The sequence below is a fragment of the Geovibrio sp. ADMFC3 genome, from assembly GCF_054687035.1.
This window is the reverse complement of record NZ_BAAFZG010000002.1, coordinates 1,766,328-1,791,744: the sequence shown is the minus strand read 5'-3', so window position 1 is coordinate 1,791,744 and position 25,417 is coordinate 1,766,328. Positions and strand designations below refer to the sequence as shown.

Annotated in this window: 23 protein-coding genes; 11 read left to right on the top strand and 12 right to left on the bottom strand. The window is 46.4% G+C overall.

What is annotated here, in order from left to right; translation table 11 throughout:
* Position 1: 1 nt before the first annotated feature.
* Positions 2–550, bottom strand: a complete 549-nt coding sequence (locus tag ACYRYY_RS08905) for a LemA family protein (RefSeq protein WP_460215252.1) — start codon at positions 548–550, stop codon at positions 2–4.
* 324 nt (positions 551–874) lie between these two features.
* On the opposite strand from ACYRYY_RS08905, the gene ACYRYY_RS08900 reads away from it, so the two are divergent.
* Both ACYRYY_RS08900 and ACYRYY_RS08895 read left to right on the top strand, forming a co-directional pair.
* On the top strand, positions 875–2,845 hold the full coding sequence (locus ACYRYY_RS08900) for an FAD-dependent oxidoreductase (protein WP_460215251.1): 1,971 nt from the start codon (positions 875–877) through the stop codon (positions 2,843–2,845).
* Positions 2,846–2,848: 3 nt separating this feature from the next.
* On the top strand, positions 2,849–5,032 hold the full coding sequence (locus ACYRYY_RS08895) for a molybdopterin-dependent oxidoreductase (protein ID WP_460215250.1): 2,184 nt from the start codon (positions 2,849–2,851) through the stop codon (positions 5,030–5,032).
* A gap of 370 nt (positions 5,033–5,402) precedes the next feature.
* On the opposite strand, the gene nikR is transcribed toward ACYRYY_RS08895, so the two are convergent.
* Complete coding sequence (nikR, locus tag ACYRYY_RS08890; protein WP_460215249.1) at positions 5,403–5,807, bottom strand: nickel-responsive transcriptional regulator NikR; 405 nt, start codon at positions 5,805–5,807, stop codon at positions 5,403–5,405.
* Positions 5,808–5,904: 97 nt separating this feature from the next.
* Between nikR and ACYRYY_RS08885 the strand changes: the two genes are divergently transcribed.
* From ACYRYY_RS08885 to ACYRYY_RS08845, 9 genes are read left to right on the top strand one after another with little or no spacing between them, the layout of a single operon-like run.
* Positions 5,905–7,416 (top strand): sensor histidine kinase, encoded by a 1,512-nt coding sequence (locus ACYRYY_RS08885; protein WP_460215248.1) that lies wholly within the window; start codon positions 5,905–5,907, stop codon positions 7,414–7,416.
* A gap of 49 nt (positions 7,417–7,465) precedes the next feature.
* Positions 7,466–8,206, top strand: coding sequence for an SIR2 family NAD-dependent protein deacylase (locus tag ACYRYY_RS08880; RefSeq protein WP_460215247.1), 741 nt, complete (start codon positions 7,466–7,468; stop codon positions 8,204–8,206).
* Between the two features lie 42 nt (positions 8,207–8,248).
* A complete protein-coding gene (locus tag ACYRYY_RS08875) occupies positions 8,249–8,713 on the top strand; it encodes an HIT family protein (protein ID WP_460216476.1) in 465 nt (154 codons plus the stop codon).
* Positions 8,713–9,021 carry a LapA family protein gene (locus ACYRYY_RS08870; protein WP_460215246.1) on the top strand — a complete coding sequence of 103 codons (309 nt, stop codon included), beginning with the start codon at positions 8,713–8,715 and terminating at the stop codon, positions 9,019–9,021. Before ACYRYY_RS08875 ends, ACYRYY_RS08870 begins: the two co-directional genes overlap by 1 nt.
* Entirely contained in the window at positions 9,021–10,019 is a 999-nt protein-coding gene (locus tag ACYRYY_RS08865) for a tetratricopeptide repeat protein (protein WP_460215245.1), read from the top strand. Before ACYRYY_RS08870 ends, ACYRYY_RS08865 begins: the two co-directional genes overlap by 1 nt.
* 15 nt (positions 10,020–10,034) lie before the next feature.
* Entirely contained in the window at positions 10,035–12,581 is a 2,547-nt protein-coding gene (mutS, locus tag ACYRYY_RS08860; protein WP_460215244.1) for a DNA mismatch repair protein MutS, read from the top strand.
* The gene (locus ACYRYY_RS08855; RefSeq protein WP_460215243.1) at positions 12,581–13,156 is read left to right on the top strand and encodes a hypothetical protein; all 576 of its coding nucleotides are present in this window, start codon (positions 12,581–12,583) and stop codon (positions 13,154–13,156) included. Before mutS ends, ACYRYY_RS08855 begins: the two co-directional genes overlap by 1 nt.
* On the top strand, positions 13,156–13,920 hold the full coding sequence (locus ACYRYY_RS08850) for an MBL fold metallo-hydrolase (protein WP_460215242.1): 765 nt from the start codon (positions 13,156–13,158) through the stop codon (positions 13,918–13,920). Before ACYRYY_RS08855 ends, ACYRYY_RS08850 begins: the two co-directional genes overlap by 1 nt.
* Positions 13,921–13,928: 8 nt before the next feature.
* Positions 13,929–14,423, top strand: coding sequence for a DUF456 domain-containing protein (locus ACYRYY_RS08845; protein ID WP_460215241.1), 495 nt, complete (start codon positions 13,929–13,931; stop codon positions 14,421–14,423).
* A gap of 2 nt (positions 14,424–14,425) precedes the next feature.
* Here the strand turns inward: ACYRYY_RS08845 and ACYRYY_RS08840 are convergent, their stop codons facing one another.
* The 10 genes from ACYRYY_RS08840 to lpxC form a co-directional block, all read right to left on the bottom strand.
* On the bottom strand, positions 14,426–15,253 hold the full coding sequence (locus ACYRYY_RS08840) for an ankyrin repeat domain-containing protein (protein WP_460215240.1): 828 nt from the start codon (positions 15,251–15,253) through the stop codon (positions 14,426–14,428).
* 32 nt (positions 15,254–15,285) lie between these two features.
* A complete protein-coding gene (folE2, locus tag ACYRYY_RS08835) occupies positions 15,286–16,065 on the bottom strand; it encodes a GTP cyclohydrolase FolE2 (RefSeq protein WP_460215239.1) in 780 nt (259 codons plus the stop codon).
* 3 nt (positions 16,066–16,068) lie between these two features.
* Positions 16,069–16,788, bottom strand: a complete 720-nt coding sequence (locus ACYRYY_RS08830; protein WP_460215238.1) for a tetratricopeptide repeat protein — start codon at positions 16,786–16,788, stop codon at positions 16,069–16,071.
* 150 nt (positions 16,789–16,938) lie between these two features.
* Positions 16,939–17,823 carry a hypothetical protein gene (locus ACYRYY_RS08825; protein ID WP_460215237.1) on the bottom strand — a complete coding sequence of 295 codons (885 nt, stop codon included), beginning with the start codon at positions 17,821–17,823 and terminating at the stop codon, positions 16,939–16,941.
* Complete coding sequence (gene argH / locus ACYRYY_RS08820; RefSeq protein WP_460215236.1) at positions 17,810–19,192, bottom strand: argininosuccinate lyase; 1,383 nt, start codon at positions 19,190–19,192, stop codon at positions 17,810–17,812. The genes ACYRYY_RS08825 and argH overlap by 14 nt, the downstream gene beginning before the upstream one ends.
* 190 nt (positions 19,193–19,382) lie before the next feature.
* Positions 19,383–20,504: a molecular chaperone DnaJ gene (gene dnaJ / locus ACYRYY_RS08815; protein ID WP_460215235.1), complete on the bottom strand. Its 1,122-nt coding sequence runs from the start codon at positions 20,502–20,504 to the stop codon at positions 19,383–19,385.
* A 76-nt stretch (positions 20,505–20,580) separates the two neighbouring features.
* Positions 20,581–22,500 (bottom strand): molecular chaperone DnaK, encoded by a 1,920-nt coding sequence (dnaK, locus tag ACYRYY_RS08810; RefSeq protein ID WP_460215234.1) that lies wholly within the window; start codon positions 22,498–22,500, stop codon positions 20,581–20,583.
* A 21-nt stretch (positions 22,501–22,521) separates the two neighbouring features.
* Positions 22,522–23,064, bottom strand: coding sequence for a nucleotide exchange factor GrpE (gene grpE, locus ACYRYY_RS08805; RefSeq protein ID WP_460215233.1), 543 nt, complete (start codon positions 23,062–23,064; stop codon positions 22,522–22,524).
* 25 nt (positions 23,065–23,089) lie between these two features.
* Entirely contained in the window at positions 23,090–24,118 is a 1,029-nt protein-coding gene (hrcA, locus tag ACYRYY_RS08800) for a heat-inducible transcriptional repressor HrcA (RefSeq protein WP_460215232.1), read from the bottom strand.
* 342 nt (positions 24,119–24,460) lie between these two features.
* Positions 24,461–25,363 (bottom strand): UDP-3-O-acyl-N-acetylglucosamine deacetylase, encoded by a 903-nt coding sequence (gene lpxC / locus ACYRYY_RS08795; protein WP_460215231.1) that lies wholly within the window; start codon positions 25,361–25,363, stop codon positions 24,461–24,463.
* Positions 25,364–25,417 lie beyond the last annotated feature (54 nt).

Here is a 25,417-nt window from a genome sequence, read left to right as displayed (position 1 = left end):
CCTAAAATTTGACCTGAACGTTTTCCCTCTGCGCCTGATCCATCTCAAAATATTCTTTTTTGTCGAAACGGAACATGCCGGCCACTATCACCGACGGAAAGCTCTCGCACATGGTGTTCAGATCACGCACTACGGCGTTGTAGTATCTTCTGGCAAGCTGAATATCATTTTCTATGGTGTTTATGCTGTTCTGAAGTTCGAGAAAATTGACATTAGCCTTAAGCTCCGGATAGCTTTCTGAAAGGGCAAACAGACTTTTCAGCGCTCCTGTCAGCATATTTTCCGCTTTTGCCTGTGCATCCACACTGCCTGCACTCATCGCCATGTTTCTGGCTTTGGTCACATTTTCCAGCGTGTCCTTTTCGTGAGTGGCGTACCCTTTTACTGTTTCCACAAGATTCGGAATGAGATCCCACCTCTTTTTAAGCTGCACATCAATATCGCTCCATGATGATTCGCTGAGGTTTTTAAGAGAGACAAGCTTATTATAATAATAGATAAAAAGAGCAATGATGAAGACCACGACCCCTACAAAAATAATTCCCGCCATAATATCCTCCGAAGATCTGACGCTTCATTCATCACTATACATTCTTTTGAGAAGAAATACATCCATTATGCTCAAAACACCCCGCAGAGAGCCTTCCCGCAGTGAGCAGACGGCAATAACGCAGCAACTTCTAAAACACTTATATATTCTGCGAAATAAAAACGTGAATGCAGATTTAAGCCTGTTCGGAACCATTGATACTATTCTGAAATTATCACTTGTTCAGGTAATCACAAAATCCTAGACATAGTATTATAATTGTGTTATACGCAATTGTATACAGTATACGATTGTCTATTATATAAATTCGCCGTGGAGAGTGTGATGCCACAAGTTTGCTACGGATTCTGGAAAAACGCCAAATTCGATAACAGAGGCAAGCCTGCGTCGGAGTGGAGCGAATCACCGTTCAAAACCTCCGACGAATACGCCGGAAAGCCTCTTAAAGCCATTGTCAACTGGGACGGATTCCTTGTCTTTGATGAAAAAGCAGATATTCTTGCCATTCTTGCCAACTACATGAACGAGATCAGCTCGCAGGGCTGCTGCGGACGATGTTTCCCCGGCAGAGTCGGGACAAGGCTTCTTGCTGAACAGCTTATGAAAATCCGTTCGGGATGTACCGACAAGGCAGAACTGGACAAGGCATATGAAATGGCGGAATCCATTAATCTTTCCGCAAAATGCACAGTTGCTCCCACTGCTTCAATACCGGTTATGCGCTTCATCGAACATTTCGCTGATCAGGTCAAGGCAACTGTTGTCCCTGCCGAAACAGCGTATTATAAACATATAACCGCCCCCTGCACCGCAGGCTGTCCGGCTAATGTACAGATACCTGAATTTATCGAGCAGATAAAGGATCACAGATACCTTGACGCTCTTTCTATAATACGTGAAACCATGCCTCTTCCCGGAGTATGCGGAAGGGTCTGTCCGCACCCGTGTGAGCTTAACTGCCGCAGAGGGCTTGTTGATAAAGACCCCGTAAGCATAATGGTGCTTAAGCGTGCCCCGTGGGACTATGAATATTATCAGGAAAAAGCACCCATCCTTCCACCTAAGGCTCCCGCAAAGGGAAAGAAGGTCGGCATAGTAGGCGCAGGACCCGCAGGGCTCACCGCTGCTTATTACCTCGCCCTTATGGGTTACGAATGCAAAATATACGAGTGGATGCAGGAGCCGGGCGGAATGGTTGCCCTTGGAATCCCTGATTACAGAGAGCCCAGACATCTCCTCCGCAGAGAAGTTGACATTATCAAGTCACTCGGAGTTGAAATAGAATACGGACGCAAACTCGGAGATGACCTCTCCCTTAAATATCTTAAAAACAATTATGACGCTGTCCTGCTCACCATCGGCGCATGGAAAAGCAGGGACATGGGCATAGAAGGCGAAAAGGAAGGATACTCAGGTATTCATGAATCCGGTATTCTCTTCCTCCGTGAACAGGCAACAGGCAAAGACACCGGAGTAAAGGGCAAGAAGATTGTGGTTGTGGGCGGCGGTAACACCGCTATTGACTGCGTTCGTGTTGCTCTCCGTGAAGGTGCTGCGGATGTTAACCTTGTCTACCGCCGTTCAAGGGATGAAATGCCCGCAGAAGACTATGAAATAGTCGATGCTATGGAAGAGGGAATTAACTTCCATTTCCTCTGCAACCCCACAAAGATAATAGCGAAAGACAATGTGGTCACAGGCGTTGAATGCGTGCGTATGGAACTCGGCGAACCCGATGAATCCGGCAGACGCAGACCGCAGCCTGTAAAAGACTCAGAATTTATAATAGACTGCGATGTAATCATCCCTGCAATCGGTCAGTTTACAGATCTCACCTTCCTCAAAGAAGAGGACGGGCTTGAGGTAACTAAGTGGAATACCTTCAAGGTTGTTGACGACATCTACGTGACAAGCGATCCGCAGATATTCTCCGCCGGCGACTGCGAGTGGGGTCCCATGACGGTTGTTAAGGCGATCGGCGCGGCACGCTGGTCAAGCATAATGATCGACCGCTACCTCACAGAAGGCAAACCATACCTTACACCGGAAGAGCTTCTCCAGCTTGATCTCCAGAAGAACAAAGTCTTCGACAAAAAAGAGGACGTAAAAGATCAGGAGTGCCCCACAATCAAGCGTGTGCATCAGCATAAGCTTACCGGTGACGAAAGAAAAAGCAATTATGAAGAGGTTGAAAAACCCTATACCGATAAACAGGCATACGATGAGGCGACCCGCTGTCTGAGATGTGTGCGTATGGCTATGGTAGCCCTTGAAAATAAAGGGAAAGGGGAGTAACCGATGGCAGAAATAATCTTAAACGGAAATACATACAGCTTTGAAAAAGGTGAATCAATACTTGATGTGGCAAACAGGAACGGAGTGCATATTCCCACGCTGTGCTACCTTAAAGAGATAACACCCATCGGCGCATGCAGACTCTGCCTTGTTCAGGTGGACGGAGCCAAAAGGCTTCAGGCGGCATGTGTAACCTACGCCATGGACGGAATGAAGGTCGAGACAGATAACGAATATATCTGGACTCACAGAAAGCAGATGCTTGACTTCATCCTGATAAAACACCCCCTTGACTGCCCCGTGTGCGACAAGGCGGGCGAATGTATGCTTCAGGACACAGCCTATGAATTCGGCATGATGTCAGAGAAGGTTTCTTCAGAAAAACCGCAGGATCCCAAGGCATACTGGAACAAGATAGTTTATAACTCAAACCTCTGCGTTCTCTGCGAAAGGTGCATAAAATCCTGCCATGAAATGACCGGATGCAGCGCACTCAAAATGGAGGACAGAGGCTTTTATAACCATGTAACTCCGGCTAAAGGGGAAACTCTGAACTGCGACTTCTGCGGAACATGTATTGACCGCTGTCCGGTGGGAGCCCTCCTTGACACCCAGTTCCACAATCAGGCAAGGGTGTGGGATCTTGATGAAACAACAACCGCCTCCCCCTTCTCTGCCAGTGAAGGCGATGTGGTTTACGGCGTGCTTGACGGCAAAATCGAAAGAGGCAAGTCTGTTGAAGGTTTCCAGATTTCAAGCCAGAGCCGTTTCGGCTTTAACTACATAGAAAACCCTTCAAGAATTAAGACCCCCCTCGTGAAATCAGGCGGAGACTTCTCTCCTAAAACATGGGAAGAGGTAATCTCTGTGCTTAAAGACAGGCTGGCCGGATGCAAACCGGAAAACACAGCCATGCTCATGGGCTCACGCCTTACTAATGAGGCAATAGCAGCTTACAAAGCCCTTATGGGTGCTGTCGGCTCCAAAAAGATAGTAACCGAGGCGGACTTCACCAAACCTGCTTTCATGAAAAAATATAAGGAAAAATTCGGCACATTCGCCAACATTCGCAGAGCAGACGACCTTAAAAAAGCCGATCTTATCTTCGTTGTAGGTGCGGATCTCCGTCATGAGGCTGTGGGTCTCAAATGGAGAATGATGAACGCCGTGATCCATAACGACTGCAAACTTATTACAGTCGGGCTGAAAAGATATGAGTATGATGTGTTCACCAACAAATCATTCCTTGCTGACGGCGGCGACTTCGGCGGTATTTTTGAAAAAATCAAAACAGACAACGCTGAAACCTTCGCAGATGTGAGAGAATATATTAAAGACGCCAAAAAAATAGCTTTCATAGTGGGCAATGAATATACCTCATCATGCCCGCAGCCGGAAGCCGTTCTCTCATTTGCTGACTTTGTCGGCAAGGATAAAATGAGCGCTTTTCTTGTGGCAAATGACAAAACAAACATTTACGGTCTTTACGCACAGGAGCTTTTTGCAAACGGATATTCCGCTGATGAACTTATAAAAGATCTGGAAGCGAAAAATATTAAAAACCTCTTCCTTGTGGGGTTCAACAACACATACACAGGCGAAACCGCAGAGAGGCTGAACAATGCTCTTCGCACCGCTGAAACAGTTGTGGCAGTTGACCTTTTCAATGACGGTACGTCAGCTAAGGCAAACATATTCCTCCCTGCCAAGGCTGCCCTTGAGGTTGACGGTTCATTCGTGAAAATCGGCGGACGCCTCGCCAGAGTGCGCAAGGTTGTTGATACTCCGGGTGAGCAGAAATCAGATACCGAGATTGCCTCCATGCTTGCGAAAATCTTCAAAGCAGAAATCCCGCCCTGCCCTGAGGAGATTTACAACACTATGCTTGCAGGCAAATCCGGTTATCCGGAAGTTAAGTTCAACATTCTTGACAGCTGCCTCGTAATCAAAACGGAGCCTTCGTTTAACGAGACTGCGTATAAATATGAGCAACCGAAATCCGGTGAGAAGACCGTTTTTGTCAACCCCAGACATCACAGCGGAACAATCACTGCAAAGGCGAACTTTACCTTCAGGGATGAATTTGCAGTGCAGAAATTCCACTTTCAGCAGGCAGAGGAAACCATTACTGCTGAGACATGCGAATCTGCAGCAAAAGGAATTAAGCTGGTAACAAAGAAGTTTTAAAATAAAAGTAAGATAGTCCTGACGCAAAAGCCGCTGCTTGTTTAAACAGCGGCTTTTCTTATTTATATAATCCAAAATTTCCCATCCATGGAAATTTCGGATACACGCTCGCAGATTGCAAAGCAATCCTTCGCTACGCACGGCGCACGCACTTTACTTCATAATCCAAAATTTCCCATCCATGGAAATTTCGGATACACGCTCGCGGATTGCAAAGCAATCCTTCGCTACGCACGGCGCAGCTCCATCCATGGAGCTGTATAGCATATAAGCAGAAATCTGTCCTCAATAGGAATTCTCAGCCCAAGCACTTTACTTCATAATCCAAAATTCCCCGTCTATGGAGCTGTATATCTATATGAAAGGGAATTTATTTTGTTCCTGTGATGTTTACGCTGGTATGTTTTATGCCCTTCATGGTTTTGAGCGATGTGTACAGCTTTTTGATCGAGTTGCTGTTGCCCCGCACCGCCAGAATCTCAAGGCAGTTATCGTGATCAAGGTGGATATGCTGAATAGAGATTACAGCATCGTGGTAATCATGCTGAATATCCAGCAAGGACGCCAGAAGATCTTTATTATGGTGGTCATAGAGTATTGTTATTGCTCCCGCCACATTGCCGCCGGAAGCAAAATCTTTTTCGATAATATATTTTTTAAGCAGATCACCAACGGCTTTTGATCTGGTTTCATATCCTTCTTCGGCTATTTTGCTATCGAACTCAGTGAGAAGATCTTTATCAAGGGAAACTCCGAATCTAACTATTTCAGCCATTTTAAAATCCTTTTTTGCTTTATTTTATAGTTTTAACGACCTAACTGCAAGGTTTTTGCTATTGGAAACACCGAAGAAAAAGTGTAATCTTTTTTTCATGGAATCACAGAAAAAACCCTATATAAAATTGCAGTTTAAAATCACTTTGCTGTTCTTTGCCCTGCTCTCCCTTGTAAGCTTTACAGTGAGCAGCATGCTTGCCGCAAATATAGAAAAAAAGGCAAAAACAATAGCCAGTGACTACATAACCAGTATCCCTTTTCTTATCAACAGCTCCCTTGACAGCTACATGATGATGGAAAACAAAGGAGCAATCAAGGAACTTATCCTAAACCTTCAGAAAGATGCAAACATCCTGGGGATACACATCCTGAACAGCAACGGGCAGGTCTCGTGCATACTGCAGGATCTCAACAAATATTACAGCAAAGACTATCTGGATCTCATTAAACACAACTTCAATAATAAAGAAGGCTTCACCGAGCTGACATACGCAGGAAAGAAATATCTCTCATTCAACAAGCCTCTGATGAATGAGGAAAAATGCCAGTCATGCCACAACCCCGCCGAAGGTGCTGTAATCGGCACACTGAATATAAACATTGACCTCTCACGCCTTAAGGAGCTTCTCAGCCGTGAAGTGTTTGAGGTCCGCCTTTTCCTCTACACGGCAGATATTCTTTTGTTCATAGTCCTTTTCTTTCTTATATATATTCTGGTAATCCGCCCTGTGCGAATACTTGAAAACGGTATGCAGGCTGTTGCAGGCAACAACCTTGATATCAGAACACAGATTACCTCAAATGATGAATTCGGGCGTATGTCCATTCTGTTTAACTACATGGTTTACTCTCTCCGCAAGGCGTTCAGCACTATCAGCTCCATGCATAAAAACATGCTCCATAACGACAGACTCATGACTATGGGAACACTCACCGCATCCATAAGCCATGAAATAAAAAACCCGCTGAACTCCATTATGATCAATGCGGACATCATGACAATGAAACACCCTGAAACCAAAGCCTACACCGATAAAATACTCAAAGATGCCGAACGGATAAGAGATATCATAGATCAGACACTGAAATTCTCCCGTGTGGGGAACGACAAGCTTGAATGCATTGACGTTGCCGAGTTTATAGAGCGCATCGCACTTTATGTTGAGCGTACACTCCTCAAATGGGCTGATGTTCCCTTTGAAGCTATTACAGATAAAAACCTCGGTTGTATAAAGGCAACACCTGTCCATATTGAACAGATATTTATCAACATTCTCCGCAACGCTGTTGAGGCTGTGGAAAATAAACCCGGCGGGAAAGTGACACTTACCGCAAAGCTTGACGGAGACTTTGTGGAGTTTGACTTCATAGACAACGGCAGCGGAATCCCCCGCGAGGCGCAGCAGCATCTTTTCACTGAATATTTCACAACCAAGCACAACGGAACAGGGCTGGGGCTGACCATAGTTAAACAGCTAATAGAAAACTACGGCGGAACAATCTCTTTTGAATCAGCAGAAGGCGCAGGAACAACCTTCCGTGTGCGCTTCCCGGTGGTGAGTGAATGCGGATGCGCATCCGAGCTGGAGAAAGAAAAGAACGCCTGAATCTAAACATATAATTTGCTAGCAATCCCGATATTTGATATAAAAACAGATGGACTGCATAGCTGATCTCAGAAACCTTTTAGACCGGTCAGAGAGAACGGTCTTCTTTTCCGGTGCGGGTATAAGCACTGAAAGCGGAATACCTGATTACCGCACACCGCAGAAAGGGCTGTGGGCTAACCTTGCGTCCGAAGATTACCTGAACATTGACTCTTTTACCGCAAATCCTGAAAGGTTTTATACTTTTTTTGCGCCTCTTTTTGATGTTTTCAGAAATGCACTTCCAAATTCTGCTCACGCCTTCATAGGGAAAAGAGAAGCAGAAGGAAAAACCCTCAGCGTTATCACCCAGAACATAGACGGGCTTCACCATAAAGCAGGTTCAAAAACCGTCCATGAGCTTCACGGCTCCCTGATGACCTCCCGCTGTATGCGCTGTGATGAACAGATGGCAACCACAAGAGTTTTCCGTATTCTGTCCAAAGGCGAAAACCCGCCTAAATGCCCTGCCTGCGGCGGAGTAATGCGCCCGGATATTATTTTTTTCGGTGAAATGCTGCCGCCGGCGGTTATGGACAATGCGGTGAAAGATTCCATGAACTGCGACCTTTTCATAGTGGCCGGTTCATCCCTCTCGGTGATGCCTGCTGCCATGCTGCCCGGATATGCGAAGTCATCCGGTGCAAAAGTTGTTATAATAAACAAAATGCCCACACCCTATGACGGAATGGCAGATTTAGTGATTAACCGGTCTCTGGGCGAAGTTTTCAAATCAGTGGAGGTAGTTTAAGTGTCTGACGAAACAAAAGAACGATTATGGGCGCCCTGGCGCATGGCATATATTAACGGTCTTGGAAAGTCCGAAGGCTGTATTTTCTGTGATAAACCCGCTGCGGATGAAGATGCAGCAAACCTGATTCTCCACAGAGGGAAAAAAGCGTTTGTAATTATGAACCTTTTCCCATACAACAACGGTCATCTCATGGTGGCTCCCTACAAGCATACAGGCAATTTCCTTGAACTTGATGACGATGAGCTGCTTGAGATAATGCAGCTTGCCCAGCTCAGTATAAAGGTGCTGAAAAAAGCAATGAACCCCGCAGGGTTCAACACAGGCTTTAACATAGGCAAGGCGGCGGGAGCGGGTATCGATGCCCACCTGCATTTTCACATAGTTCCCCGCTGGGTGGGGGACACAAACTTCATGCCCGTTGTGGGGGAAATGAAGGTAATATCCGAACATATCGAAGCCACTTACGCAACACTGCTTGAGGGCTTCAGAAAAGAGGCGGAATAATGAAAATAATAAGCAACACAATCAAGCTGCTCATAGTTGCGGTAGTGGTAATTTTTGCGGTAATGAACGTTCAGCAGGTGGAAGTGACCTACTTCTTCAACTCTCCGGCGGTACAGATGCCGCTTTTCCTTGTTATCATAGCTTCTATGGTAATCGGGCTTGTATTATCCTCACTGCTTTACTTCTTTGACAGAATGAAGCTTACCAGTGAAATAAGAAAACTTAAAAAGAAGGTAAAGCTGAGCGAGGATGAAATAACCAGACTCCGCAGTCTCCCCTTCAATGAGAAAACAACTAAGGACGCATAATGAAGAAACCGGATCTTCAGGCTTTACGTGCAAATGCACTCTTAAAAATGGCAGAAGGCGACAAGAACGGGGCTTTTGAGAGCCTCAAAGTTCTTGCTTCCTCGGATGTTGAAGCATCGGATGCTTACATTATCACCGGAAGCCTGCTCAGAGACAGAGGCGATCTTGCCAAAGCGGAACGTATTCACCGAAGCATCCTTGAGAAAAAGGATCTCTCCAAGGAGGTTCGGGACACCGCAGTAAGAGAACTTATCAAAGACTGCCTCGAAGCGAAGGACTATAAGAATGTTCTTCTTTTAACAGAGAGAGCGGAAAACTCCCTTCTGCCCATCCGTGCCTTTGCCATGGAGAAGTCCGGTCATTTAAAAGAAGCGGCGGAGCTTTATAAAAAATGTGCAAAGCTTAAGCCCGAATATATTAAGAATGCCGCAAGGTGCTGGTTTGCAGCATCTAAGGATTCAAAAGAGAGCAGAGGCAATGCAGTTAAGCTTCTTACCTATGCGGAAAAATGCGACCCGCTGTTTTTTGAGGCAAGAGCGGAACACGCCAACCTGCTGTTCCTTGATGGAAAACGCTCAAAAGGTTTATCAGTCCTTGAGGATATTATAAAATACGAGCTGCCGAAGTCCGCAGGGCATATGCAGCTTCTGGAAGAATTTTACTACGAACATTCCGAAATTGATGTGCTGTTTAAGCTCATTATGAAAAAGATAAATTCTGGCTCCGCAAACACACCCTTTTATGTTTATGCAGTGCGCTACCATATGAGAAAAAGCGAAACAGACAAGGCGCAAAGCCTTATATCAATATTCACCTCATCAAAAGGATTCCCTTCTGTACTTGCCGCCGTATGTGCGGAGATGAGCGGGAATGAGCTTTTGAACACATATTTCAAAGCCCGCCCCCTTCACAAATGCTCCGTCTGTTCCTGTGAGCATACGCAGTACGCAGATATATGCAGCAACTGCGGCTCTTTGGGAACTCTCAGCTATTTTTAGAAAGAGGATACAGATTTGAGCGCACCCCAGAAAGTTACCCCCATGATGAAACAGTATGGCGAAATCAAGGAAAACTACCCTGAAACAATACTGTTTTTCCGCATGGGCGATTTTTATGAAATGTTTAATGAGGATGCAGAAGTCGCATCCAGAATAATGGGCATAGCCCTCACCAGCAGGGGAGACGGAATCCCAATGTGCGGAATCCCCTACCACTCCTTTCAGCCTTATCTTATGAAGCTTATCAAGGCGGGCAGGAATGTCGCCATATGCGAACAGCTTGAAGACCCCGCCACAGCCAAGGGGATAGTGAAAAGAGGCGTTGTCCGTGTGGTGACACCGGGAACTATCCTTGAGGATGAGGGGCTTAACTCCGCCTCCAATAACTTTGTGGCGGTCATATGGCAGGATAAGGACAGCACCTTCGCCGCAATAGCGGATATTTCCACCGGGGAAATATTCCTTGAGAAATGCGGTTCGGATCTTAATGACATAACAGGCAGATGGAAACCGGCAGAAGTGATCAGCCACAAAGAGGTTGAGGGCTTAAGCCGCACAGTGTCGGTTATTGATACATCCTTCAGCGCTGAATCCGCAAGGCGCAGAGTTCTGGAACATTACGGAGCAGCCAGTGAAAAATCCCTCGGCATAGACGGCGAAGGCTATCTGAAAGCCATTGCCCTGCTTCTTACATACACCAAAAACCTCATGCTGGACGTTAAGCTGAAGTACCCGGTGACTCTGGCTCCTGAAAACAGGCTTCACCTTGACTCCATAGCGGTAAAAACCCTTGAGCTTGTTGAAAACTCGCAGGACGGAAGCGAGAGAAACACTCTGTTCTCTGTTCTGAACTTCTGCCGAACATCAATGGGTGCCCGCCTCCTTAAAAACTGGCTGAGATACCCCCTTCGCAGTAAAGAGGGCATACTCCGCCGTCTTGAAATTGTGGAATACCTCTCAACTCAGAGCGAACTGCGTGGTGAAATGTTTGAGGCACTCGCCACCGTTTATGATATGGAGCGCATCACAGCCCGTCTCCTTGCGGGAAGATGCAGTCCCAGAGACCTTGTGTGGCTTAAAAACTCCGTGGTGTCATTTCCTAAAATAAAAGAGATGCTCACATCCTCCGGCAATCCGCACCTTACGGAAGCAGGGGAAGGCTTCAACGCCCTTGAAGGCATATACAGCGTGATAGACGCCGCTCTTGTGGATGACCCGCCTCTGAACATAAAAGAAGGCGGCATAATCCGTGAGGGGTATGATAAAAACGTGGATGAGCTTAAGGCTCTCCGCAAAGACAGCCGTACCCACCTTCTCCGCATAGAAACAGAAGAAAAGAAAAAAACCGGAATCAGCACGCTGAAAGTTAAATACAACAAGGTCTTCGGTTACTATATCGAAATTTCCAAGTCCAACCTTGACCGTGTGCCGGACTACTATGACCGCAAGCAGACTCTGGTTAATGCCGAACGCTTCACCATACCGGAGCTTAAAGAGCTTGAGACCAAGCTTGTCTACGCTGAAGAACGCCTCGGAGAGCTGGAATATGCTCTCTTTACTCAGGTGCGTGACACTCTGGCGAACTACAGCGAAATGATACGCACATCCGCCGAGACAGTTTCGGAGATAGACTGCCTCTGCTCACTGGCGGAAGCGGCGGTGAAAAACAGATACACACGCCCGCAGATAGGTCAGTTTGAAGAGATGGACATACGTGAAGGGCGTCATCCCGTGGTGGAGAAGAACATCACTGATAACTACGTTCCCAATGACCTCTTTCTCAACTCTGACGACTCCCGCATGGCGGTAATAACCGGACCGAACATGGCGGGCAAGAGTACATATCTCCGCATGACTGCCCTTGTGGCTCTCATGGCGCATGTGGGCTCATTTGTCCCTGCTGCGGAAGCAAAAATCCCCCTGCTGGACAGAATATTCACCCGTGTGGGCGCAAGCGACAACCTAGCCGGCGGTGAGTCAACCTTCATGGTGGAAATGACCGAAACCGCCAACATTCTCCACAATGCCACAGATAAATCATTGATAATTCTCGATGAGATAGGTCGCGGAACATCCACATTCGACGGTATCTCTATCGCATGGTCAGTTGCGGAATACATACTTGAAAAAGTAAAGGCGAAGACCCTTTTTGCCACACACTACCACGAGCTTACAGATATTCCATCCTCTATTCGGGGTGCAGTGAACCTCACTACGGAAGTGCGGGAGTGGAATGACGAGGTTATCTTTATGCGCCGTGTCATAAGAGGCACAGCGGACAGAAGTTACGGAATACACGTTGCAAAGCTTGCAGGATTGCCCCCCTATGTGATAGACCGTGGGTATGAAGTTCTCTCAAAGCTTGAGAAAAACGAATTCGGAACGGACGGAACACCGAAGCTTTCACAAAGCAAAATGAGGCAGGAAAAAATAATCCAGCCTATGCTTATATTTGAGGACAGCCCCGCTTTGGACGAATTGAGAAGTATGGATATAAATAATATGACCCCTGTGGAGGCGCTGAATGCCCTCGCCAGACTTAAAAAAATGTCGGAGAAATAATGCGGAGCCTCACAGTCTACGCTTTGCGCAACCCTCTTTTCGCACTTTCCTTCATCTTCTCCCGCCTGCCCTTCTGGGTGCTGCTTCTCTCCTTCTCCCTTGGCTATATTGACGGCTCAAGCACTGTTTTCATGGCAGTTTTTGTCCTGTTTTCAAGAGGTTATGTGGAGCAGGAAATATCATTCGGGCGTCCGGTATCCCGTTTTTTCTCCACTGCGCTCATAAAGCCTCTGCTTGTAATAACCGGAATCTTTCTGTTTGTCGCCGCCTACCCTTTTCTGCTGTATTTCCTTGCGTCAGAAGATATCTATATACAGACGGGCTTCATTATTCTGCTGATACTTGCAGCATACATGCTCCTTTTCGCAGGACGGGAAACATTCGGTATGAATACCTTCGGAGTGCGCGGATTAAAGAAGCCGTCGGAAAGCTTCTTCATGAGAATGCTCATTGTCTTCTTCTGGATATATATACTCACAGGGGGAGACAAAATCTGGTTTGTAGTTCCTTCCCTCATAGTAATACTCATTCTTGAAACTTATCAGTTCACCAGAAAATATGAGGGAATTATCTGATGCCTTTTCTCAATGTCGCTGCTTCGGGCTCATCGGGCAACTGCTGCTGCATCGAACACGGGGACAATCTCATTTTCATAGATGCAGGCGCCGCATACAAACACGTTGCCGATGCCTTAAGCGAAACAGAGCTTAATAACAAGCGTATCAGCCTGTTTCTTACCCATGAACATAACGATCACATCAAGGGGCTTAAACCCTTTTTAAATAAGCTGAACCCCACAGTTTACACCAGTGAGGGGACAGCCTGCGAACTTGAGCGGAAAGGCTTTGATGTCAGCCGTTTCATGATAATTGACCCTGATTTTTTATACGAGCTTGATGGCTTCTCCGTCACACCCTTTTCCATAACCCATGACGGTCATGAGCCTTTTGCATTCCGCTTTGACCTCGGCGAAAAAAAGATAGCCATGGCAACGGATCTCGGCGTTGCCGGAACATACATCCTCGAACATTTGAGCGAGGCGGAATCGGTTATCCTTGAATCGAACTATGAGGAGAAGCTGCTGGCAGAGGGTGCATACCCCGAATACCTTAAACGGCGAATCCTCTCCCACAAGGGACACCTTTCAAATAAGGAAGCCATAAATGCTGTGGGGTTTCTCAGCCGTGACAAGCTTAAAAAAGTTATATTTGCCCATGTGAGCCATGAAAACAACTCATACGATCTGCTGGATAAATACTCCGCCTTCTGCTGTGACAATTTCGGGGTGGAGGCAATATATCTCCGGAGGGAGACAGTGGTGAGGAAAATAGATCTGTGAGCCCTGAAATGGAGATGATAGCACTTGCTTCAGTTACATTGCAGACGGTATTTGTTCTTATAAATCTTCTCGGTCTGCCCGGTAATATAGCAGCGCTTCTCATACCTCTATTGTGGGCTGCATCCGGTCATCTGCCTTGGGAGGTTTTTTACTCCGTCCTCATTCTCGTTGCCGCCGGTGAGCTTGTTGAGCTTGCAGCGTCTTATTTTGTCGGTAAAAAATACGGAGTATCAAACGCCAGCTTCTTCGCATCCGTCATAGGTTCTCTCATAGGCGGAATATTCGGCGCAGGGATAATGCTCGGCATAGGGGCAGTGCCCGGAACATTCCTCGGAGCTTTTCTTGGAACATACATATACGAATACTTCAAATTCTCAGACCACAGAACAGCCCTGAAGAGAGGCATAGCCACATTCACCGGCAGATTTATCGGAACTGCAATGAAGGTTGTCCTTGGGTTTATGGCTGTGTTTGAAACATGGAAAGGGCTTGCGGGGCTTTAAGTTTACTGCATATTCCGGACAAGCAGGTTGGCTATGTTCTCATGCCCGTATGATTTCGCCAGTTCAAGGGCGCTGCGTCCGTAATCATCCATCTTCATAGTGTCCGCCTGCGAGGCTATAAGGGCTGCCGCACCGTCAATATTGCCGTACTGGGCAGCATACATCAGCGGGGTAAAACCGCTTGCATCGGCGGCGTTAATATCCGCTCCGCTCTTTATGAGATCCACAATAATTTCATGAAAACCGTACTGAACCGCAAGCATCAACGGCGTGATCCCCTGATTATCCGCAGCATTCACATCTGCGCCTCTTGACAGAAGCAGACGGATTATCTCTTCTCTGTTTCTCCTTGCCGCTTTATGTGTAGGTGTACGCCCTTCAAAGTCCTTTATATCAGGATCCGCCCCGTGCATAAGCATAAGCTCTGCCGCTTCAATACTGCCGCCGGTAATTGCATAAACCAGCGGAGTATTGCCTAGAACATCGGGCTCGTTAATGTCGCCGCCGTTTGCCGTAAACCTGTTAACAGCTTCGAGATCACCCCGCCTCACAGCATCTGCCAGAGGTGAAACGGTTTCGGGTTTATCTTCAGTCACAGGTGTTTCGGGTATAGGGGATGAAGTGATATTTTCGGAAATGGGAGGCGGTGTCTCCGCAGAGGTTATATTGTCCTCTCCGGCTTCACCGGAAACAGTCAGGCTGTTTTTGAACGGCACCAGGTATTCGCTGATAAAGTGCCCGGTAAATGGCTGTTCTCTCATGGAGTCAGCAAAGAGAAGAGCGGTAATCAGAACAGCAATGCCGAGGAGAATTCTTAAAAACAGCTTCATGAACTCACTATAGCCGTTAATGAATAAATTGTCTAGAGAGCCCGCTTGTCACGAACCACAACAGCGTAAGCGCTATGGTTATGGATGCTCTCATAGTTCTCGCTTGAGACTTCAAACCAGATAACCCTGCTTTCCGCCATGAGTTTTTCTGCGGCGTTGCGGACAACATCCTCCACAAAAGCCGGATTCTGATAGGAATATTCGGTGACATACTTCTCATCCTCACGCTTAAGGAGAGGGTACACAGGAGAAGATGCGGAAGATTCTGCTATGTCCACGAGCTCCTCTATCCAGAGCATCTTTTTAAAGCGCACCTTGATGGTAATTATGCTCCTCTGGTTGTGAGCGCCGTATTCGCTTATCTCCTTGGAGCAGGGGCAAAGGGTCATAACCGGCACTTTAACGCAGAGGACAAAATCCCTCTCTGTATCTGTGAGAGTTGCATAATATTCGCAGGTGTAATCCATCATGGAGGTCAATCCGGAGACGGGAGCCTCTTTTTCTATGAAATACTTAAAGAAAAGCTCAATGTGCGATTCGGAGGAGCCTAGGCGCTTCTTCATCTCCTCCAGTATTATCCATACGCTGGAGATACCCATATTCTCCCTGTGGTCATTGAGAATTTCCACAAAACGGGACATATGGGTGCCTTTAAAATCCTGCGGGAGCTGAACATACATGCTTATAGAGGCGTTTGTGTGCTGGCGCCCCTTCTTTTTATCGTCAAGGGTAACGGGATAAACAATCCCTTTGATGCCCACCTTGTCAATGCTGATATTGCGGACATCTTTTTCGTTCTGAATATCTCTCAATTATTACCTTCTCTTAATGCGCTGGTTGGCAAGGAACTGCTGATAAGGTTTTGCACCTTCGGGCATTTTGCCAAGCTGAAGCTGAAGCCATACATTGCCGTATCTCTCCATCTTGATTTTTTTGCCGTTTTTCAGTGCTTCCATATTAGCCTCAAGCTTTTCATCCAGCGGACATTTTTTTACACCCTTGTTGAGAACCTCAATAGCCTTGGTGTCGTCACCGTTTCCACTGAGCATCCATGCGTAAAAGCTGTAGACAAAGCCTTCCTTCGGAGAGCCTTTCACTGCTTTTTCAAGAGTTTTCAGCGCTTTATCCATCTCTTTAGCTCTGTAGTATGAAGCAGCAAGCATCACCATGGAGAGCCAGTTTTTGTCAAACCCCTTTTCAAGGTAGCCAAGAGCCTCTTCAAATTTCTTTGTGGAGTAAAGGATTATACCTATCTGGGCATTTATCTGTTCTTTTACAAAGAACTGCCAGTTTGAGAACTTGTATCCGCTTTTAAGGCGTTCGATCGCCTTTTCGTATCTGCCCGCCTTCAGATCCTTTTCCACGTTGCCGAAAAGCTCCTTGAGCTTGTTCAGGAAATGTCTTCCCATAAAGAAGTTTGTGGCAATAATGACAACAACCGCCACGGAAAGCGCCCACCAGATATTATAGGTGAGAGCATACATACCCATGGAAAGAAGAACTGAAACGCTGACAGAAATAAGAATAGTAAACATAAAAACACCGACCTGTATGAAAAATCTTTTGTTCTCTGCAAAGCCCCGCTTTATGCAGCGGGGAAAAAGTCACAAATTATATATAGCGCATGTCCGTTTTTCAAGCATGAAAAACACTGCCGGAGGATACTTCAGGCATAAGTGCCGAACTTACCAGCATGCCTCGTACTCTGTTCTTTCGGATTCGTTGCCGTCAGTGGCGGAAGAAACTGCAAATCTTACGCAGTCGGTGGTGTTCTGACCTACAGAATACATGAAGAAAGGCACGTCAACCTTTGTGATAAAAGAATAGACTCCGTCTTTAAGCATATAAACATTATAAAGCCATGCACCTTCGGGCTCATCCCATGAAAGAGTAAGAGTTCCGTTGCCGTAAACACTCCTGAAACCGAACGGGGCTCTGGGAACAGCCTGCCTCACAGCGAGACGAACTATTTTTTCCTCACCAGCATTGCCGTACCTGTCAAAAGGATACAGGGTCACGGTGCGGTTTTCCTTGCCGTCCATATTTATCTCAAAGTTTTCCCTTGATGTGCGGAGTTCAAGCCCGCCGTCTATAAATACCTCGAAACGCTCATAGGGTCTGTCCGCTTTAAGGATAAAGGCATATCTGTCGCCTGCAAGCTCTTTGACCTGAACATCGGTTATCTTGACCGGATGGGCATATATCACAGCCTTTTTAACAGGCTGGGATCTGTTATTATAAACAGGATGAAGCGCCGTGATGCTGTAAACATAGCGCACATCGGCAGTGACATTATCATCCACAAATGCAGTGGAAGGTGGAATTTCTGTTATGTCAGCATAATCGGAAAGGCAGCCGCATTCAGGATCAAAAACAGCCCTCTGCACCTTCACCGCAAAACGTTTATCCGCATTACGGATAACCACGCCCTGATCATTGTTGAAAATACGCAGATTTTCACCCGGAGCCGGAACAGCTTCAGTGAGTACGACAGGGTCGGTCTTTTTGCCGCAGCCGGTAAACAGAGCCACCACGGCAGCAAAAGTCAGGAGATATTTATAAAACCTCATCCAGAAACTTCCTTGCGCTATCTATCTGCGCTTTAACGGATTCACCCGCTGTGCCGCCTTTCGCCTTTCTGCTGCCGACAGACGCTTCGGGTGTGATATATGAATATATATCATTATCTATCTTTTCGGAAAAGGATTTAAGCTCATCTATGGTCAGTTCGCTTATATCGATCCTTTTATCCAATGCAAATGCCACCGCAGAGCCCACAACATGATGAGCCTCCCTGAACGGCATGCCCTTACGCACAAGGTAATCCGCAAGGTCTGTGGCTGTGGAGAAGCCCAGCTTGGCCGCCTTTGTCATCTTTTCGGCGTTGATGCCCATCTTTTCTATCATCGGGATAAAGATACGCAGTGATGCCTTTATTGTATCCACAGAGTCAAAGAGCGGCTCCTTGTCCTCCTGCATATCTTTGTTATATGCCAGAGGAAGCCCCTTCATGGTGGTGAGCAGGCTTATCAGATTACCGTATATACGCCCAGTTTTGCCCCTTATAAGCTCAGGCATGTCAGGGTTTTTCTTCTGGGGCATAATGCTGCTGCCTGTGCAGAAGTCATCGCTTAAGTCTATGAATGCGAACTCCGATGTGGAGAAAATTATCAGCTCTTCCGAAAATCTGGAAAGGTGCATCTGGCATATTGCTGATGCGGAAAGAAATTCAAGGGCAAAGTCACGGTCGCTTACAGAATCAAGGCTGTTTTCAGTCGGAGCTGCGAAGCCGAGCTTTTCCGCTGTCATATCACGGTTTATAGGAAATGTTGTTCCGGCAAGAGCGCCTGAACCCAGCGGAGAAAAATTCATTCTCTCCATGCTGTCTTTCATTCTGCCGTAATCACGGCGGAACATCTGCACATAAGCCATGAGCCAGTGAGAAACAAGAATAGGCTGCGCAGTCTGCAAATGAGTATAGCCGGGCATAAGAACGCCCATGTGCTTCTCCGCTTTATCAGTCAGAGTCTTCACAAGCTCCGCCAGATAACCGGAAATAACCTCAATCTCCTCACGGAGATACATACGTATATCCACAGCGACCTGATCGTTCCTGCTGCGTGCCGTGTGAAGCTTGCCGCCCACAGCACCTACGATCTCCGTCATGCGCTTCTCAACCGCCATGTGGATGTCCTCATCCTCTGTGCGGAAAACGAAATTGCCCGCCTCAATCTCCCCAAGCACGGTGAGAAGACCCTTACTGATCGTCTCCGCCTCTTCCGCTGTCAGAATACCGCAGGATGCAAGCATCTCAGCATGGGCAATACTGCCCCGGATATCATGACGGTACAGACGCTTATCAAAATGGATCGAAGCATTGAACTCATCCACAAGCTGATCGTTTTTTACCTTGAGCCTTGCCGCACTGAGTTTGGACATATTTAGTACCTCACTGCTAATTCTTTGCGAAGCAGTTTAAAAATTTTTGAAAGGATTTAGGGAAAGCTTTTTACAAAAAGTTTCCCTTTTAATACCTGTACATGACTAATAGAAAGAAATTATGAGAAACCCTTTTTTAATGGAAAAAAACAGTTTCTCAAACTCTTCCCAAAAAACCAAACTGCAATATCTATGCGAAGAAATCCTTTATTTTATCAAATAGTGACCTGTCGGTTTTGTAGGTGTCGTCGTTGGAGTCGGCCTCAAATTTTGCCAGCAGGTCTTTCTGTTTTTTAGTGAGCTTGGTGGGAATGATCACTTTAAGCTCTATGTGCTGGTTGCCCACGCCGTAACCCTGCACATCCGCAATTCCTTTGCCTTTAAGGGTTATGACATCACCGGGCTGTGAGCCGGGCTTGATCTTTATTTCCTCTTTTCCCTCAAGGGTGGGAATCTCAAGGGTTTTTCCAAGCATTGCATCCACAGCAGATACAGGAAGTTCCAGATAAATATCTCTGCCGTCACGGCGGAAGAATTTATGCTCCTTCACTGATACGGCAATGTAAAGATCTCCTGCGGGCCCGCCGTGGCGTCCGTGGTTTCCTTCGCCGCCTATGCGGATTGTCATACCGTCTTCTATACCTGCGGGAACTTTTACACTGAGTTTTTTATGGATGCGTTTTGCACCCTCGCCTTTGCACTCTTTGCAGACATTTTTGATAACCTTGCCTGTTCCGCCGCATGATGAGCATGTGGTGGTAATGGCGAAAAGCCCCTGTCTGTTCTGGATTACTCCGGTTCCCCTGCATGTGGCGCAGGTTTCGATACCGCCGTCTTCCGCTCCTGTTCCGCCGCAGCGGGTACATTCCACGATTCGGGGTACGCTTACTTCTATATCACAGCCGAAAACGGCCTGCTCAAATTCTATTTCATGACGGATTTTTATATCACCGCCTCTGGTAGGGCGGCTTTTTTTGCGTGATCTTCCGGCAGAGCCGAAGAAATCACCGAACACATCCCCAAAGAACTCCTCAAATATTGTCTCCGCACCTGCTCCGCTGAATCCGCCGGAACCGCCGCCAAAGCCGTTATTATCGAAAACACGTCCGTACTGATCAAACTGCGCTCTCTTTTCCGGATCGCTCAAAACTTCGTATGCTTCTGAAAGTTCTCTGAATTTGTCTTCGGCTTCCTTATTGCCGGGATTGCGGTCGGGATGGTATTCCATCGCCAGTTTGCGGTAGGCTTTTTTGATTTCTGCTTCTGTGGCGTTTTTATTTACGCCCAGAATCTCATAGTAATCTCTGCTCAATTATTTATCCCCGTAAATTGGCTTTTATTTAGGAAGGAAGTTAAGGGGAGTCCGCACGGACTCCCCTGACATAATATTATTTTTTATCTTCTTTTACTTCTTCAAAGTCGGCGTCCACTACGTTTTCATCTTTGGCGGAAGCTGAAGGCTCTTCAGCCTGCTGAGCGCCGGCATCATTCTGAGCATTCTGCTGCTGTGCAGAGTTGTAGATAACCTCTGCAAGCTTGTGAGAAGCTTCTGTGAGCTTTTCCACAGCCGCTTTGATAGCGTCCATGTCTTCTCCGCCCTGAACCGCTTTGAGTTCTTCCTTGGCGGATTCTATGTTCTTTTTAGTCTCTTCGTCAAGCTTATCCCCGTGTTCTTCGAGGGATTTTTCAGTGCTGTAGACAAGTGTGTCTGCCTGATTGCGGATCTCTACGAGATCTTTTTTCTTTTTATCAGCATCGGCATTGAGTTCAGCATCTTTCACCATACGATCGATTTCATCATCTGAAAGACCGCTGCTGGGAGTGATTCTGATTGACTGCTCTTTACCTGTTCCCTGATCCTTGGCTGCAACATTGAGGATACCGTTTGCATCAAGGTCAAACGTAACTTCGATCTGCGGAAGCCCTCTGGGAGCTGAAGGAATGCCCACGAGGTCGAAACGCCCGATGGACTTGTTATCCGCAGCCATTTCACGTTCACCCTGAAATACGCTGATGGTAACTGATGTCTGGTTATCAGCAGCGGTTGTGAACACCTGGCTTTTCCTTGTGGGGATCGTGGTGTTTCTGGGGATGATTTTTGTCATCACTCCGCCGAGGGTTTCTATACCGAGTGAAAGTGGTGTTACATCAAGAAGAAGAACATCCTTCACATCGCCTTTAAGAACCGCACCCTGGATAGCTGCGCCTATTGCAACAACCTCATCGGGGTTGATACCTTTGTGGGGTTCTTTGCCGAAGAATGCCTTAACCTTCTGCTGAACAAGGGGCATCCTTGTCATACCGCCCACGAGGATAACCTCATCAATTTCAGAAGCCTTAAGACCGGCATCTGCAAGGGCTTTGCGGCAGGGCTCAAGGGAGTTGTCCACAAGATCCATAACCAGAGACTCAAGCTTGCTTCTGTTCATCTTAACCACAAGGTGTTTGGGACCTGTCTGATCTGCTGTGATGAACGGAAGGTTTATTTCTGTTTCTGTTGAGCTTGAAAGCTCGTGTTTAGCTTTTTCAGCGGCTTCTTTAAGCCTCTGGAGAGCCATTTTATCATTTTTAAGGTCTAAGCCGTTATCCTTTTTGAACTGGTCAATGAGGAACTCAACTATGCGCATATCGAAGTCATCACCGCCGAGGAATGTATCGCCGTTGGTTGATTTAACCTCGAAAACACCGTCGCCGAGTTCAAGGATAGACACATCAAACGTACCGCCGCCAAGGTCATAAACAGCGATTTTTTCATCGTGTTTTTTATCAAGACCGTAGGCAAGTGCAGCAGCCGTGGGTTCGTTGATTATACGGAGAACGTTAAGCCCTGCGATTTTGCCGGCATCCTTGGTTGCCTGACGCTGAGCATCGTTAAAGTAAGCGGGAACTGTGATTACCGCATCCGTAACTGTTTCGCCGAGATAGTCTTCCGCTGTTTTTTTAAGTTTCTGAAGTATCATCGCAGAGATTTCAGGCGGAGCAAACTTTTTGTCCTTCACCTGAACCCATGCGTCATTATTGTCTGAGGGAACTATTTTGTAAGGAAGAACATCCTTTGCTTTTGCAACCTGAGGAGCGTCTACCTTGCGTCCGATAAGTCTTTTAATGCTGAAAACTGTGTTTTCGGGGTTTGTGATGGCCTGTCTTTTAGCAAGCAGCCCCACAAGTCTGTCTGAATCTGTAAACGCAACAACAGAGGGAGTTGTGTTCATTCCTTCGGCGTTGGCGATTACTTTCGGCTGACCGCCTTCCATAATGGCTACGACTGAGTTTGTCGTACCGAGGTCTATACCGATTACTTTGCTCATAAATGCCTCCTGATATATCTTTTACTTTTTATTTACTTTGACTTTGGCAGGGCGTATCACTCTTCCGTTGAGGGTGTAGCCGTTCTGAAGAACCATAGTTACGCAGTTGTTGCCGTATTCATCTGTGTTATCCAGCATCAGCGCCTCATGGAAAACCGGGTCAAACTCTGTGCCTATTTCCAGCTCAATTTTCTCAAGCCCGTTTTTGGCAAGTGTTTCCACCATCTGCTTCTGCGTGAGCTCGATACCCTGTTTCAGAGGGTTGTTTTCCTCTGTGTGAGCGAGTGCCATCTCCAGATTGTCAAGAACAGGGAGAAGGCTTTCCAGTATCTTTGTTCCGGCATACTTGATTCTTTCCTCTGCCTCTTTTGCCATGCGCTTACGGAAATTATCCGCATCTGCAACGGCTCGGAGAGCATCACTTTTTGCATCTTCAGCCTGTTTTTTGAGGGTTTCGTTCTCTTCCTTCAGAAGTTCAAGCTCAGTTTTCTCCGTAACGGATGTTTCCTCCGTACAGGATTCAGCTTCCTGTTCATCCAAAGTTTTTTTCTCGTCCGAATTCATTTATATCCTCATTGTCATTATTTACTTATTCAGAAAGTCTGTTGAGCATTTTGGTGATGATTTCAGATGTACAGTCCACAATGGAAACAACCTTGGGGTAGCTCATTCTTTTAGGACCGATTATCCCCAGACTGCCCACTACATTGCCGCTTCTGGAGTAGGTTGTGGATACAAGACCAAGCTCGTTGATCTCCTCCTTCCCTATTTCAGAGCCCACAAAGATCTGCACTCCGCTTTCTGTCATACACTTTTCAACAATCTCATTAATAAAGTGCTTTTCCTCAAAAATTCTGTATATCTCTTTTATCTTCTGCACATCTCTGAATTCCGGCATATCAAGAACATTTGATGTTCCTTCCAGATATATTTCATGCCCGAAATTTTCCACGGCAAAAACCCTCTCACCGAGGGAGTATGCTTTTTCAAAAAGTCTGTCGAGATGTTCTTTCCTGTCCTTCATCTCATTCAGGATATGAGATTTTATCTCGCCAAGTGATTTGTCTGAAAAATGGTCGTTAAGGTAGTTGCTCACCCTTGTGAGTTCTGATTTATCAACAGGTTTCTCCATTTCCAGCATAAAGTTATGCACTATGCCGGATTTGGTAACAATAACAGCAAGGATCGTGTATGGGTTGAACTGCAGGAACTCTATATGCTTCAGGTGCATAGTATTCAGCTTGGGCGCCACTACAAAACCCACTGAATTAGTGAGGGAGCCCATCTTACGGCTGAAATGCTGTAAAAAGCTGTTGACGCTGGTGGTTTGGCAGCCTTCCTGAAGTGAGGAGATTATGTCATTGTCCGGTGAGCCGAAAACCACCAGCTTGTCTATATAATAGCGATACCCGTTGTCGGAAGGGACACGCCCGGCGGAAGTATGCGGCTGGGTGAGATAACCCTTCTCTTCAAGATCGCTCATTATGTTGCGTATGGATGCGGCACTAAGCTGCAGGGGTCCGCTCTTGGAGATATAGCGGGAGCCCACAGGTTCGCTGGTCTTTATATACTCTTCAACGATTATCCTTAGTACCGATTCTTCCCTTTCGTTCAGCATCTCTGATTTTTACCTGTCTTATCAATGTTTGCCCTGTGATTGTTAGCACTCAATGTCAAAGAGTGCTAAATAAAGAATATGACTTGAGCCTTTTACTGTCAAGCAGTTTTTTAACCTATAAGCATAAGGGATTTAAGGTGTAGAAAAAATCAGATTTCCTGTAGTCCTGAAAGCGCCGGTGAATGTAAAAATTTTGAAGTTTGCTGTCTTTATATGTATTCGTAAGGAAGCAAGTCTTAAGGTGAGAAATCCGCCTTTCAAAGCGAAACAGGCAGGATATAAGGTATCAGAGAGAGATTTCCCCCGAAAGCAGCCGGTTATAAGCTGCTTTCGGGTAATCTCTTAAATCCCCTGTGGTTTCAGCTCAAGCAGCGAACTGAATGCCGGCATATCCGGCTGTTCTATAATGGAATAGCAGTTAGTAGATTCAAGCAGTGTTCTTGCAAAAATATTATTGAGCATGTGCCCTGACTTATACGCCCTGACATGTCCGTAAAACCTGTAGCCTATCAGAGATATGTCTCCGAGAAGATCAAGGATTTTATGGCGAACGAACTCATCGTTATATCTGAGCCCTTCAGGGTTCAGGATTCCGCTGCCGTCAACAACGACTGCGTTCTCAAGGCTTCCGCCTTTTGCGAGCCCCATAGCATGAAGGGCATCAACATCTTTCTTGAAACCGAAAGTTCTTGCTCTGGCTACATCTTCAATGAAGCCTCCGTCTGAGAAATTGAAGTACGCCTTCTGTTCCTGCACGAAGTTGTCATCAAATGATATGCCGAAGGTCACTTTAAAAAAGCGTGAGGGGATAAGCTCTATCCACTTGTCGCCTTTTTCTATGATGATTCTTTTCTTAAACTTAAGATATTTTCTTTTTATATTAAGCTCTTTTATTCCGGCTTCTCTTATCATTTCAACAAAGGGATAAGCACTGCCGTCGAGAATCGGCACTTCTGTTCCGTAGACATCCACGAGAGCGTTGTCAACACCGAGTCCGTAAAGTGCGCCCATGAGATGTTCGATAGTAGATATGCTTCCTTTGCCGCAGTTGATGCTTGTGGCAAGCTGAGTGGAGGTCACAGTATAGGGACTTGCTTTTGTATATGCAGAACCTGATATGTCCGCACGGCGAAACATTATGCCTGTATCAGTATATGAGGGGTTTACAACCACCTGAATTGTTTCTCCGGAATGAAGTCCTATGCCGTCAAATTTAATTGTATTATTGAGTGTAGTTTGAAACATTTTGTGTGTCCTCCAACAACATGGTTATTATAAGCAATAACCATGCCATTTGAA